The sequence below is a fragment of the Flavobacterium salmonis genome, assembly GCF_903819435.1.
Lineage (GTDB): Bacteria > Bacteroidota > Bacteroidia > Flavobacteriales > Flavobacteriaceae > Flavobacterium > Flavobacterium chungangense.
Genome location: NZ_CAIJDP010000045.1, coordinates 84,846 through 101,682, shown reverse-complemented (window position 1 = coordinate 101,682; position 16,837 = coordinate 84,846). Strand labels below are relative to the sequence as shown.

Sequence of the window (16,837 nt, the reverse complement as noted above, 5' to 3'; positions counted from 1 at the left end):
AAAGCTGATGCAGAAGCCCTTCAGGCCAAACTTGCTGCAGACGCTAAAGCGAAATCCGATGCAGAAGCGTTACAGGCTAAACTTGCAGCAGATGCTAAAGCAAAAGCTGATGCAGAAGCTCTTAAAGCGAAATTAGCAGCAGACGCTAAAGCTAAAGCTGATGCAGAAGCCCTTCAGGCCAAACTTGCAGCAGATGCGAAAGCTAAAGCTGATGCAGAAGCTCTTAAAGCGAAATTAGCAGCAGACGCTAAAGCCAAAGCTGATGCAGAAGCCCTTCAGGCCAAACTTGCTGCAGACGCTAAAGCGAAATCCGATGCAGAAGCGTTACAGGCTAAACTTGCAGCAGATGCTAAAGCAAAAGCTGATGCAGAAGCTCTTAAAGCGAAATTAACAGCAGACGCTAAAGCTAAAGCTGATGCAGAAGCCCTTCAGGCCAAACTTGCTGCAGACGCTAAAGCGAAATCCGATGCAGAAGCGTTACAGGCTAAACTTGCAGCAGATGCGAAAGCTAAAGCTGATGCAGAAGCTCTTAAAGCGAAATTAGCAGCAGAAGCGAAAGCCAAAGCTGATGCAGAAGCCCTTCAGGCCAAACTTGCGGCAGAAGCCAAAGCGAAATCCGATGCAGAAGCGTTACAGGCTAAACTTGCAGCAGATGCTAAAGCAAAAGCTGATGCAGAAGCTCTTAAAGCGAAATTAGCAGCAGACGCTAAAGCTAAAGCTGATGCAGAAGCCCTTCAGGCCAAACTTGCGGCAGATGCTAAAGCAAAAGCTGATGCAGAAGCTCTTAAAGCGAAATTGGCAGCAGACGCTAAAGCAAAAGCTGATGCAGAAGCCCTTCAGGCCAAACTTGCAGCAGATGCGAAAGCTAAAGCTGAGGCAGAAGCTCTTAAAGCGAAATTGGTAGCAGAAGCGAAAGCCAAAGCTGATGCAGAAGCCCTTCAGGCCAAACTTGCAGCAGACGCTAAAGCGAAAGCAGATGCAGAAGCCCTTCAGGCCAAACTTGCGGCAGATGCTAAAGCGAAATCCGATGCAGAAGCATTAGCCGCTGCAGCTCAAAAAGATGAAACTGCGAAAGAATTAGACAACTTAACACAATTAGTTGAAAATTCAGGGAAAGCACAGTCAGACTTAATTGCTCAGTTCAATTCTACAGTTGCTAATAAGCAAAAAGACTTGAATGATATGAAGGAAGAAAATGATTTGAGTGAAAAAGGTATTTACAAAGAACCTAAACCATTTAAGAGTGTAAGTGCTGAAAATGCTCAGATAGAATCATTAAAAGGTCAAATAGCAGATGCTAATTTTGCTCAAAAGACTGCTATTGCTAATTTGACAAACTTATACAACGAAAGACTTAAAAAAGTTCCTAATAAAGATGATGCTTTAAATAGAGCTTATTTAGAAAAAATAAATCAATTGAAAGCAGCTCAGTTAAAAGCTGAACAAGATAATATCGCTTTGATTGCAAATTTAGAGCGTATTAAAACAGAGACAGAAATTGAGAAAAAACGTAGAATTAAACGTGCGGCATATGAAAACGATCAAGGAAGATATGCACAAGATCTTGCAGCTCTTAAACGTATAAAAGAAACAACAAAATTGAGTAGCACGCCATTAACAGAAAGCGATTTTGACTTTGGAGAAGACCAGTCAAACATGCAAATTATTAAGAATATTAAAAATTCTGAAAGTGGTTATTATCTAATTATTGCTGTTCATAACAGCGTTGAAAAACGTGATGAATTTTTAACAAAAGCAGTTGCTGCAGGTCGTTCAGATGTTAATTTCTTTTACAATGTAACGACAAGTAAATATTACATTTATTATGAAAAACATGAAGATTTATCAGAAGCAACTAAAGCGTTAGAAGCAAAAGGAAATAAACCTTACAATAGCAGAATGGCTATTGTAAAAGTTGAAAATTAATAATAGAAATAAAAAGCCAGTATTTCTTAAAATTCAAGAGATACAAAAAAATAAATATTTTTAAAGTGCCAAAGTTTTATTTTTTAACGCCCCTTAAAAAATAAAATGCAGCCCCAAAAAAAGTAAACCATGAAAAAACCTACGATTCTGAAAATTGCATTATTGTTTTTGTTCTTTTTACTAAGCAATGTTGGGTCTTCCCAGAATTTAAAACCTTTTGTTAGGCAGTATAATCAACAGCTCAAAGGAGATTTTCTTGTAATTGGGAATAACATACTTAATAGACGTTCTGTAAGTAATAATGGTACTGTTACCGGTCCTAATACAGCTTATAATGGCACTGGTTTGAATGGTGATTTTGATATGCGCTATATTAATATCGACAATGGTGCTACTTCCGGAATTTTTAGTTCGAGTAGTGCTAACTTAACCGTACCAAATAATCAGGCTCCTGCAGATCCATGTTATAGAATTGCCTATGCCGCTTTATATTGGTCCGGCACTTTAAAATCTCCTGCTGACAGATCAAATATTAATAAAGTAAAAATTAAGGTACCCAACACTGCTAATAATTCTTATCAGGATATAACAGGTACAATTATTCACGATATCACAACTAGTGCTGGGGGTATTAACCCGGATAATACTCAGGCATATGCTTGCTTTGCTGAAATAACAAGTTTGCTAAGTCCTACAAATCCTAATGGAACATATACCGTTGCCAATGTCGTTGCAAGTCAGGGATTTAATGGGGGGACAGGTAATTCAGCTGGTTGGTCGCTTTTTATAGTTTATGAAGATTCCAGTTTACCATCAAAGGCAATTTCTACATTTAATGGATTTACTGCGAGGGCACAAGGCGGTGGGCCAAATAATACTGTCATTAGTGGTTTTACTACTATACCTACTGGTCCTGTTCAGGCAAGGTTTGCATTTGCTGCTCTTGAAGGAGATTATGGTTATACAGGGGATTATCTTCAGATAAACGGAACTACAATCACTCCAGCAAGAAGGCCTTTACAAGGTGGTCAAAATAATTTTTTCAACAGTTCGATAAATTCTCTAAATACATCTTTTACAAATAGAGTTCCAAATAGTACTAATACTTTAGGTTTTGACACAGGTGTTATTGATATAGATCCTTCGTCAAATATTATTAAAAATAATGATACATCTGCGACAATAACTTTAGGTACGAGTAGTGATATTTTTATTTATTATTTTACAGCATTTTCTGTAGACATTATTGCACCTAAAGTTATTCTAACCAAAGGAGTAAGAGATGCAAGTAACAATGATGCAAGTAACGCGCCTGTTAATTTGGGTGATGTTTTAACCTATGAGTTAGGTTTTAAAAATGATGGTAATGATAATGCCAGAAACTATGTAATTACAGACGAATTACCTATTAATACCGAGTTTAATTTTCCTACTGACATCCTTACATTGCCTACCGGGATGACAATGCCAACTACTGCAGCGGGTAATCAATATGTGCAATATAATGCTACTACAAGGGTTTTAACTTTTACGGTACCAAATAATTTATTAGAAATAAATGATCCAGTATCACAAATTCGTTTTAAAGTTAAAGTAGTAGATGATTGTTCTAAATTAACTAATGCTTGTTCTAATTTAATAAAGAATACAGCATATTCTAATTATTTAGGAACTAATAACACGGGTACATTTAATGACCAAAGTTATACTTCGGTTGCGGGTTGTACTATTGTACCTCAATCTACCAATTTCTTAGTTGGTGTAGATGCGTGTAAAAATAGAAGACAAGAATTGTGTGGTGCAGGTATGACAATTTCTGCATCTGGAGGCTACAAATCTTATTCATGGTCTACCAGTTCTACAGGTTCCCCAGTCATTGGCACTTCGCAAACATTGACAATAACACAACCAGGAACTTATTATGTTTATAATACAGCGAATCCTCCTTGTGTAGATTTACAGGAAATTATAACGGTTGAACCTTATAATCAGTTTAAAACAAATCCGATAATTGAATATGCTGATAATAAAGAATCAAACGGAAGTATTATTGTTTGTCCGGATAATGGAAAACCGCTTCCTAAAATTTTTCTCTGTGGAGCAAATGATTCAAGGTTATTAGACACAAAAATTACAGGAGCGACTAGTATCGTTTGGGAAACTACTACTTGTCTTCCTCCTGCGGCTTTGTCAGACCTTTGTGCAAATGAAGGTAGTACATGTGAAAATCAATGGGTGTCCGCAGGACCTAATGGACCTACTTTTAATGCTAACACAGCAGGACAATATAGAGTGACAATTAGTTCAGGAATTTGTTTTAACCGTTATTATTTTAATGTTTATAAAAGTAATTTAACGATAAATGAAACTCACAAAGATATTATTTGTAATAACAAAGGTAATATAACGGTAGATAAATTAACAGGATATGAGTATGTTTTAGCTAATGCAAGCGGAAACAATATTACTGGTTATCAGGATAGTAATGTATTTGATATATGGAATCCAGGTACTTATATTGTCAAGTATCGTCTTAAAGGTGTTGCAAAAACTTGTGAATACAAAACAAATACCATTGAAATCCGTCAAATAAATTTAGATGCTAAAGTTGATAATCCTAACGTACAGCCACTTTGTTATGGAGAGAAAGGAAGTATTCAGGTAAGTGCCAGTGATGGTCTTTCAGGATACTACTTCGCTTTATATGATGGTGGGACACTGTTACAACAGGTAGGTCCATTATCAAGCCGTGTTCATGAATTTTCAAATTTAACGCCTGGAAAATATTATGAAGTTGAAGTAACTACCAGAGATGAAAATAATAATGTTCAATGTAGACAGCGCGTTGGTAAATATATCAATGGGACTGCTTCAGATATAAAACTTACAGGACTTATTATAGAACCACTTACAAGTTGTAGTGAAGGAAAGATTAAAATTTCCGCACAAGACGGCAATTGGGGATTCTCCTTTTTTGTTAATGGCTCAACAGAACCTCAGGCATCTTCTTTAAATGGTAATACAGACTCTAATGCTATTATAATTTTAGCTCCAACCCCAGGAAATTATACAGTTTTAGTACGTGATTCGAAACTTTGTACAAAAACAATTACTGTAAATGTTCCTGATAATACCAAACCAATTTATAGCTATACTAAAACAGATAGTAATTGTTATAATGATGGTGCTCGCATAGATGTAAATTTAATTAGCGGAGGTAATGGATATTCAATACAATATAGTATCAATAATGGCGGTACTTTTCAGTCAAGCCCTACGTTTTTAAATTTAACACCAGGAACTTACAATTTAGTAGTAAGATACGGTATTACGTATACCTCAGAATGGAATGGCCAGCAAACCAAATATTGTACCGATCCTGCACAACAAATTACCATTTTAGGACCAACCTCTGCTGTAACTGCTTCGGCAGGTGTTGCAGAATTAGCAGGTTGTGGACCTTTACAGGGAGGCCAGCCAACAGGATTGATCAGATTTACCAATGCACAGGGTGGAACATCCCCTTATCAATATAGTTTTGATGGTGGAGCAACATGGCAGGCTTCTCCAGAAAAGTATGTAGTATCATCAACTGCTTCTTATGATTTGCGTGTAAGAGATAGTAAAGGATGTATTTATAAAATTCCTTATGACATCATTTTAGATCCTAAACCTGAGGATCCGGTTATTGATAGTAATATTAATCCGGTATTTAATTGTGATGGTACCGCTACCGCTACTGTTGTAGTCAATACTCCAACAACTTCTGGATCAACAACCTATACTTATGAGTACTATTTAAAAACAGGATCAGCAGCTCCTGTTCCAAATACTCCAATAACAAATAATGTCTTTACTAATGTTCCTTCAGGAAACCACACTGTAATTGTAAAATACAATATCACTACAGTTTCTACTTATAGCAATTTGTTGCAGGAAGATTTCGGGAAAGGTGGTTACACTACAACGCCTGGAATTAGTCCTGTTTACTGTTTCGAGGATGAATCAACGCCTCACCCTGCCAGTTGGCCAGTAGCAACATGCGGACCCATTACTGATTACCAAATCAATGATGGTAAATATGCAGTAGCTAGTTCTATTAAAACCAATTTTGGAGGAACTTGGATTGTAGCTAAAGATCATACTACACCAACAGACGCATTAGGAAGATTTTTATGTGTTAATATTGGGAAATCAGCCGGATATGGTGGTATAATATACAGTAAACCAATTAAGGATGTGATTGAAAACCAGCCAGTACTTATATCATTATGGGCAGAAAATTTAATGAAGAGTTGGACAGGATCCGAATATTCTAATCCCAAATTGACAATTCAATTGGTTGATAATTTAGATCCAGTAACAGGCGGGGGTACTATTGTTGCAACAACTGACACCGCAAATCCTTGGGATGTTCCTAGAAATGAAAAATGGGAGTATAAAGAATTGTCTTTAAATCCTGGTACTTATAAAAATCTTAGTTTTGTTATTCGCTCTTATAATACAGATTATAATGGTAATGATGTACTTCTTGATGATATCTGGGTTCGTCAGATACCAAAATCATGTGGTAACGAAAAAAGTTTCCCAATTGTTATTGATACAAATGGTGCATTTACGGTACCTACTCCAGGAATTCAGGATGCGAAATGTAGTACTTCAAATGATGGAAGTATTACTATTAATGCAACTAATTTTAATACCACGACAGGATTTTATTATTCTACAGATAACGGTTTGAATTGGCATACTTCAACTACTTCACCAGTAACTATTTCTGGATTAGGTGAAGGTACTTATAAGGTAATTGTAAAACATAATACTACAGATCCTGCAGGAAAATGTGAATTTAGATTTGATTCAGTTATTAAAGGACCTCAGGCAATTCTTATTGTTCAGGTAGATAAAACAGCACCAACTTGTACTGTACCAGCAACTATAACTGTTACTACTGTTACAGGGGGTACAGGAAGTTATCAGTATCAGTTAAGCGATGGTTCAGGAATTGTAAAACCATTCCAGTCAAGCAAGACGTTTACAAATGTAGCACAAGGAACATACACAGTTCTGGTAAGAGATGCCAATAACTGTTTATCTCCAGCCTCTGCACCTATAACAATAAGTACATTAACTTCTCCATCTGCAACTTTAGCAGCAACTACCGACTGGTGTTATACGCCATCAAATCCTGCTAGTTTAGTTGTTACTGCAACTGGAGGTGTTGGGCCTTACACTTATAAATTAGACAATAATACACCAGTTACTACAAATACTTTTAATAATGTAGCGCCAGGTACACATACTATTTTAGTGACAGACAGTAATAATTGTACTGCGCCTGCAATTACGAATATTGTTATTGAACCTCAATTACAATTGAATGCAACTTTAGTACAAGATTTAACATGTTTGGTTGATGCTTCAATTAATACAGCAGTAACAGGCGGTTATGCAGGACCTTATACTTATACCGTTTCTCGTAATGGTGGTACAGCAACAGCTGTTGCTTCTTTTCCTTATACGGCTGCACTTGCCGGAAATTATGTATTTACAGTTACAGACAGCAAAGGTTGTAATGCAACAAGTAATACTATCGTAGTTTCCCCAAAAACAACGCCAGCTTTAACAACTAATAAAACAGATATTACCTGTAATAATGCAAATGATGGTACTATTACAGTAACGGCTTCAAATGGTGCCACTACTGTTTATACGTATGCAATTAAATTAAGTTCTGCGGCTGCTTATACTACTCAGTCAACAAATCAGTTTACAGGTTTGTCTGCAGGTACTTATAATATTAAAGTAATTGACAGTAAAGGCTGTGAATCTGCAGTAAGTAATGTTACGATAGTAAATCCAATGGCCGTTACAGGAAATATTGGCACTAATCAGTTAAAATGTAGTGCTTCTGGAACTGTTTCTGCAGTAGTTACGGTTACTGCTTCAGGAGGATCAGGATCTTACCAATATAGTTTTAATGGAACATCTAATTTTACAAATACAAATACTTACTCTACTTCAGTTGCTGGAACAGTTACGGCATATATTAAGGATGCGAATGACTGTCAATTTGGACCATTATCTGTAATTATTGGTGCATTAGAACCAATTACAGATATAACAATTGTTGATAATGGTTATGATTGTTCAACTACTCCAGTAGGAGGTCAAGTAACAATTACGGCTGTAAAAACAGGTGCTCCAAATCCTTTCAGTTATCAAATTATATCAGGTCCTGCAGGATATAACGCAACAGCAAATACTACAGGGATTTTCCAAGGCTTAGCTGCTGGAAGTTATGTTTTCCAGGCTACAGATACCCAAACGGATTGTAAATTTACAAAAACACATACTATCAGCGGAATTCCTGCCATTGCAGCCGGAGGTTCTGTTACTGCACCAATTTCATGTTATGGAGGGACAGGTAATATTGAGTTTACAGTTTCAGGAGTTAGTACAAGTGGTTACGATTATGTTGTTAAAAATCCATCAAACGCAACGGTAGATTCTAATACTAATCAAACGGCAAATACTGTTAATTTGAATAATTTATCTGCGGGTAGTTATACCATTACAGTAACCGATATTAAGACAAAATGCCCTGCTAATTATAGCGTTACGCTTACACAGCCATCAGCAGTATTATCTATTACAAATGCTGTTGGTACCAATATAAATTGCAATAATGACAATTCACAAATAACGGTAACTGTTACAGGCGGTACGCCGGCATATACTTATGCATATGCGATAAACCCATCTACAGTTCCTACATCAGCATATGCTTCAGGTTCAGTTTTCACGATTGATACAAATTCAGGAGCGAATTTGGCTTGGGATATTTATGTAAAAGATGCCAATGGATGTATAGCAAAAAGGAGAGTTGACATTATAAGCGACAACACACCTACAGTTACGGCTTCTGTAAGCAACCAATGTACAGGCTCGGGCATTGGCTTTACCATTACCGCTACAGGTACAGGTTTGGCCCCATTGAGTTATAGTATTGGCGGAGCTACTGGCACATTCCAGACAGGCAATACTTTTAGTGTTTCGGCAGGTACTTATACGGTTCATGTTAAGGATGCCAACGGTTGTATCGTTCCATCAGCAGCAGTAACTGTTTATCCACAGTTGACAGCAAATGCAGCAGTAACCAGAGAGCTTAGCTGTTCAGCTACAACACCTCAGGCACAAATTACCGTTACGGCATCAGGAGGCAGAACAGTCTATACGTATGAAGTTTCTAGTAATGGAGGTTCTAGCTACACAGCAATGGCAAGTAATGTTTATACGACAGCTACAGCAGGCACTTATACTTTTAGAGTTACAGATTCTAATACTCCAGGGTGTACAGTTACCACTACAGCTACAGTAAATACGATTTCAGATCCTACAGTCACAGCTACCCAGGTAAATGTGAGCTGTAACGGAGGAGCATCCAATGGTTCAGTTACCTTGACAGGTGCTGGCGGTTCAGGTGGTTATACTTACAGTAATAATGCTACAAGCGGATTTACTGCCACGGCTACCTTTACAGGATTGGCTGCAGGTTCTTATACTTTTTATGTTAAGGACAGCAAGGGTTGTACAGGTCTGGTAAATGTAACCATTACCCAGCCAACAGCCTTGACTACTACGGCATCAGCGACCGCATTTAGCTGTAATACCACAAATGTTAAACAGTCTGCAGTTGTTACTGTTGCAGTACCAACTACAGGAACTGCTCCATATACATATAGTTTTGAGGGAAGTGCTTTTACAGGAACCAGAACTTTCACGGTTTCCGATAACGGAACAGACCAGACTATAAACTATATAGTAAAAGACAACAATGGCTGTACTTTCCCAGGATCAGTTGTTATCAACAGATTAAATCCACCAGTAATTTCAGGTATTACCCATACCGATATTTACTGTACGCCAGCTTCTCGTACTACCAGTACCGTTACTGTTGCTAAGACAGCAGGAACAGGAGTTGGTACGACCTTTACATATGAAATTACAGCACCGGCAGCTTCAGTTACTTCAAACAATACGGGTATTTTCACTGGATTGTCCGGAGGCGTTACTTATAGCTTTAAAGTGACCGATGCAAGCGGCTGTTATACTACAGGTTCTCATACAGTTCCTGTTGTTACCCCAATAGCAGCGATTGCTACCAAGTTGAACGATGTATATTGTAATGGATGTTATACAGGTTCTATCAGATATGATGTAAGCCAGTTTACTACTACTTACAGTTATAAGGTCAACACAAATCCTGCAGTTACGGCTCAGAGTGGAGCTTCGTTTACCTTGCCAAACCTTGGAGTAGGTCCTTATAATGTTGTTTTCACAGATGAGACTACAGGATGTACAGCATCTACATCTATCACTATTACCCAGCCTAGTTTATTAGGAGCTACAGCTTCATCGGTAAATGCCAATTGTAATGTTGCTACCTCTAAGGTTACCGTAACTGCTACCGGCGGTACACCGGTTTATACGTATGCTTACAAACAGGACGGTGTTGCTCCTGTAGCATCAGATTATATTGCCAGCAATAGTTCGGATTTAAACCCGACTACAAATACCAACTGGGATGTTTGGGTAAAAGATGCCAATGGCTGTACATTTAAAGTAGATGTTACTATTGCAACAGATAATGCGCCAACAGTTACGGCTTCTGTAAGCAACCAATGTACAGGCTCGGGCATTGGCTTTACCATTACCGCTACAGGTACAGGTTTGGCCCCATTGAGTTATAGTATTGGCGGAGCTACTGGCACATTCCAGACAGGCAATACTTTTAGTGTTTCGGCAGGTACTTATACGGTTCATGTTAAGGATGCCAACGGTTGTATCGTTCCATCAGCAGCAGTAACTGTTTATCCACAGTTGACAGCAAATGCAGCAGTAACCAGAGAGCTTAGCTGTTCAGCTACAACACCTCAGGCACAAATTACCGTTACGGCATCAGGAGGCAGAACAGTCTATACGTATGAAGTTTCTAGTAATGGAGGTTCTAGCTACACAGCAATGGCAAGTAATGTTTATACGACAGCTACAGCAGGCACTTATACTTTTAGAGTTACAGATTCTAATACTCCAGGGTGTACAGTTACCACTACAGCTACAGTAAATACGATTTCAGATCCTACAGTCACAGCTACCCAGGTAAATGTGAGCTGTAACGGAGGAGCATCCAATGGTTCAGTTACCTTGACAGGTGCTGGCGGTTCAGGTGGTTATACTTACAGTAATAATGCTACAAGCGGATTTACTGCCACGGCTACCTTTACAGGATTGGCTGCAGGTTCTTATACTTTTTATGTTAAGGACAGCAAGGGTTGTACAGGTCTGGTAAATGTAACCATTACCCAGCCAACAGCCTTGACTACTACGGCATCAGCGACCGCATTTAGCTGTAATACCACAAATGTTAAACAGTCTGCAGTTGTTACTGTTGCAGTACCAACTACAGGAACTGCTCCATATACATATAGTTTTGAGGGAAGTGCTTTTACAGGAACCAGAACTTTCACGGTTTCCGATAACGGAACAGACCAGACTATAAACTATATAGTAAAAGACAACAATGGCTGTACTTTCCCAGGATCAGTTGTTATCAACAGATTAAATCCACCAGTAATTTCAGGTATTACCCATACCGATATTTACTGTACGCCAGCTTCTCGTACTACCAGTACCGTTACTGTTGCTAAGACAGCAGGAACAGGAGTTGGTACGACCTTTACATATGAAATTACAGCACCGGCAGCTTCAGTTACTTCAAACAATACGGGTATTTTCACTGGATTGTCCGGAGGCGTTACTTATAGCTTTAAAGTGACCGATGCAAGCGGCTGTTATACTACAGGTTCTCATACAGTTCCTGTTGTTACCCCAATAGCAGCGATTGCTACCAAGTTGAACGATGTATATTGTAATGGAGGTTCTACAGGTTCTATCAGATATGATGTAAGCCAGTTTACTACTACTTACAGTTATAAGGTCAACACAAATCCTGCAGTTACGGCTCAGAGTGGAGCTTCGTTTACCTTGCCAAACCTTGGAGTAGGTCCTTATAATGTTGTTTTCACAGATGAGACTACAGGATGTACAGCATCTACATCTATCACTATTACCCAGCCTAGTTTATTAGGAGCTACAGCTTCATCGGTAAATGCCAATTGTAATGTTGCTACCTCTAAGGTTACCGTAACTGCTACCGGCGGTACACCGGTTTATACGTATGCTTACAAACAGGACGGTGTTGCTCCTGTAGCATCAGATTATATTGCCAGCAATAGTTCGGATTTAAACCCGACTACAAATACCAACTGGGATGTTTGGGTAAAAGATGCCAATGGCTGTACATTTAAAGTAGATGTTACTATTGCAACAGATAATGCGCCAACAGCAGTTACAGCTATTGGAGCTGGTTGTTTGGGTACTCCGGGAGGATATACTATCACTGCATCAGCAACAGGAGGAACAGGAACGTTATCTTACAGTATTAATGGAGGAGGTTCTTATCAGGTATCTAATATTTTTACAATAACATCGATAGGTACATATACTATTCGTGTAAAAGATGCTAACGGTTGTACTGCAGACAGCAACCCGGTTACAGTAGCTCCGCAATTAACGTTAAGTGCAGTTTTAAATAAAGATATTACTTGTAATCCGGCACCAACTGCTGCACAAATTACGTTAACTCCAACAGGTGGTGCAGGATCGTTTACTTATACAAGTTCTCCAAATACCGGTACTTTTGCAGGTAATGTATTTACAACAAATACGCCAGGAAATTATATTTTTACAGTTACGGATTCTAATACATGTTCGGCTTCAACAACAACTGCAATTGTTGTTACTCCAACGGTTAATCCTGTAATTGATGATATTGCTTTACCAGGAAACATTGGAGTTACTCAAATACAATCTATTAATTGTAATGGAGATGATACTGCAGCAATTGCAATTGCAATAGATAATACGAAAGGTCTAGCTCCTTTCATATTCAATATAAGAAATAATACAACGGGAGTTGATTACGGTACACAAACCTCAGGTTTGTCTGCTGGTGTTTATACAATTACACTAACTGATGCTAGAGGATGTACGGATACTGAAGACATTACAATTGTTGAACCAAATCTTATTGTGGTTGATTTTGATGTTGATCCTATTACTTGTGGCGCCGGAGGGATTTCATTAGGAAGAATTATCGTAAATGGAGTAACCGGTGGAACTCCAAATTTTACTTATCATGTTACGGGAGTGAATGGCTACAATCAGAAGTTCACAAATCAGCCAGGTACATCACAAGTATTTGATATCGTTAATTTTGGATTGTATGAATTAATTGTTACTGATGCAAATGGTTGTCAGAACCTGCACCAAAACATTTTGGTTGCATCACCACCAGATGATTTAGATATTACTGTTTCACCATCTCCGGTAGTTTGTTCGGGAACTGGGTCTGCACTTGTCGCTGTAAGTTCTTCTCCGACAAGTACCATTGGTAACGGACCATTTTATTTCAGTTTATATACAGGATCTGTTCCTTCATATCCATCAGGTGTATGGTTGGGAGAAGATGCAGTTGGTAGTAAAAAAACTACATTTAATAATTTGATTGCAGGTGTGACTTATACTTTTGTAGTATATGATGCTGATGCAACTCATGGAGGTACAGGAACAGGATGTTATTATTTCGAAACATCACAATTTCCAATTGGAACAAATTCAACAATTACGGTCACTCCTTTAACAGAAAGTAATATTACTTGTAAAGGAGCAGCAAACGGAAATGTAACATTCACAATGAATCATACTTATGGAGTAGCTACACCAGTTACATACCAAATTTACAATTCACAAAATGTTACACCAGTTGGTGGATTAGTTAGTACAATTATTCCGGCTAGTGGATCATTGGCTGTAAATAATTTTGGAACATTGCCATTCGGTAATTACTTTGTGTTAATTACTGAAGATGCAGGTGCAACAAATGCAGGTTGCAGTGTTGCTTCAGCACCATTTGAAATTACAGAATCTGCTATTGATTTATCAGTTGCAGCTTCAAAAATTAAAAATGTAAATTGTAATGAAGACGGTGTTATTGCTGCTCAGGCTAAAGATGGTACAGCACCTTACACCTATCAATATTTGTTAGCATCAGCTACAGCACCAACAGCAAGTACAGCAGGTTGGACTGGAAATACAACTTTTGCAACAAGTGTAACAGGAAATTATATTGTTTACGCAAAAGATGCTTATGGTTGTATTAAAACTGCAGCTGTAACATTAGATGCAGATGATGCACCTATAGTTACTCCACCAGCAACTTCGGTTTGTTATGATGGAACACCTTTTACCATTACTTTTTCAGGAACAGTTGATCCTGACTTAGTAGGAGGAGCTACTTATAGTGTTAACGGAAGTGCTTTCCAAAGTTCACCAAGTTTTACATTTAATGCCTCAGGGACTTATAATTTAGTGATTAAAGATGGAAACGGATGTACGGATGATGTTGATTTTGGAGTATATCCTAAGTTAAACTTATCTGCTTCATTGACTAAAGAATTAGATTGTACACCAAGCCCAGAAGCAGAAATAACTTTAACGACTACAGGAGGAAATACAACACCTGCTGCTAATTATACTTATGAAGTATCTTTCAATAGCGGAGGATTCGTTTCAGCTTCTAATCCATATTTAGCTGCGGTAGCTGGAAATTATGTGTTTAGAGTTACAGACGCTAACAATGCAACAGTATGTCAAACGACAACAAGTTTTGATTTAGACCCGATTACACCAACGGTATTTACTACAACAGAAACAAATGTAAGTTGTAATGGTGTTGCCGATGGTACTATTACTGTGAATGTAACTTCAGGAGTAGGTCCTTACGAATATCGATTGGATGCGGGAGCTTTCCAAGCTTCTAATGTCTTCACAGGATTAGCAGCTGGAACAACTTATACTATTACGGTTAAAGATGCAAAATCATGTCTTTATCCAAAAACTCCAATTACGATCACAGAGCCTTCAGTATTGGCAGCTACGGATGTTGTTACGCCATTTGGTTGTAATTCGGGCAATGTTGCACAACCGGCAGTTGTTACGGTAACGGCTACTGTGGGTACAGGTACAGCACCATATACTTATAGTTTTAACGGATCTGGTGTTTATAGTTCAGTTAATACTTTGGTTGTAGCGGATAACGGTACAGACCAGATTATTGCTTACTCTGTTAAGGATGCCAATGGCTGTATTGTTAACGCAAGCACTACGGTAAATAGATATTTACCATTGACCGGTATTACGTTTGCTGTGACTACAGCACCTGTTTGTCCGACCAATGTTGCCGATATTACTCTGACAGTATCTGGCGGATATGTTCCTATGGCTAAATACGAGATCATTTCACCAATCACTGTTGACAATGGAACTAATCCATTGTTTACCGGCTTGGCTCCAGATACTTATTTATTCAAGGTGACCGATGCTAATGGCTGTTCAATTGAAAGAAATTATACAATTGTTCCGGTAACCCCAATTGCTATTGCAGGAGTTATGCTTACTGATATTTCATGTAATGCTGCAGACGGTACTACCAATAACGGTTCAGCGCAGTTTACCGTTACAGGATTCAGTGTATCTGGTAATTATAGTGTTGTAACTTCTCCGGCAGTTGCAGCAGCACAGGTTTCACAAGCTGGTGATGTTATTACATTAACAGGATTATCAGCAGGTACTTATACCGTAACAGTACAGGACAATACGACTCATTGTTCAGAGAGTGCCGCTATTACTATAACAGAACCGAACCCTATTGCTTTCACCGCAGTTGGAACCAAAGTTTTCTGTTCACAGGATATTTCTAATATCACAGTTAGCGCAGTAACAGGGGGAACAGGCTCTTATACTTATGCAGTTGTAAACGGTGGTTCAGCCGCTCCTGTTGCATCAGCTTACAGTACTAATTCAGTACTTTCAGTAGATACTAACCTGGCAGACCTGTCATGGGATGTTTATGTAAAAGATGCTAACGGCTGTATCCATATGGAGAATGTTATCATCACAAACAATGCTGCTCCGTCTATTAATCCGGCAGCACCGCAGTGTTATGCAGGTTCAGCCTTGACAGTTGACTTAGATGCCTTGACTACGAGCTATAATGGTGTTAAATCATACACAGTAAACGGATCGGCTATAGCTACATCAACAGCTACATTTACATCACCGGGTACTTATACCTTAGGCATTAAGGATGACAATGGCTGTGAGGCATTTGTAAACTATACAATCGAAAAACAATTGTTGGCTACAGCTACATTGACCAAAGACTTGTATTGTGCAGGATCAGTTAATGCTACTATTGATGTTGTTATTACAGATGGGGTTGCACCATATACTTACCAAATGTATGTAGACGGAGTTGCTTCAGGATTAGCAACGCCAACAGCAACAGGCTTTACAGCTTCAGTTTCAGCAGCAGGCAGCTATACTTTTGTCATTACAGACAGCAATGCGGCAGTTTGTTCAGTAACAACAAACGCAGCAGTTGTAACTACCCCTGCAACGCCAACGGCTAATGCAGTTCCAACGGCAGTAATCTGTAACGGAGAGAATAATGGAACAATCACAGTAACGCCATCAAACGGAGTTGCACCTTATACTTATGTTCTTAGCGGAACAGGAGCTAACACAACAGGTGATGCTACAGGAATCTATACGGGATTGATTGCAGGAACAACTTATTCAGTTGTAGTAACGGATGCCAAAGGATGTCCTTCAGCGGCTATTCCGGTAACGATCACAGAGCCTTCAGTATTGGCAGCTACGGATGTTGTTACGCCATTTGGTTGTAATTCGGGCAATGTTGCACAACCGGCAGTTGTTACGGTAACGG

General features: G+C 38.6%; 1 protein-coding gene and 1 pseudogene. Both read left to right on the top strand.

Annotation, left to right across the window (positions count from 1 at the left end; translation table 11 throughout):
- A pseudogene (locus tag FLACHUCJ7_RS00775) lies at positions 1-1,926 on the top strand (PorP/SprF family type IX secretion system membrane protein); the annotation flags it as partial.
- Positions 1,927-2,055: 129 nt separating this feature from the next.
- On the top strand, positions 2,056-16,837 hold a 14,782-nt coding region (locus tag FLACHUCJ7_RS00770; RefSeq protein ID WP_180907533.1), incomplete at its 3' end, for a SprB repeat-containing protein.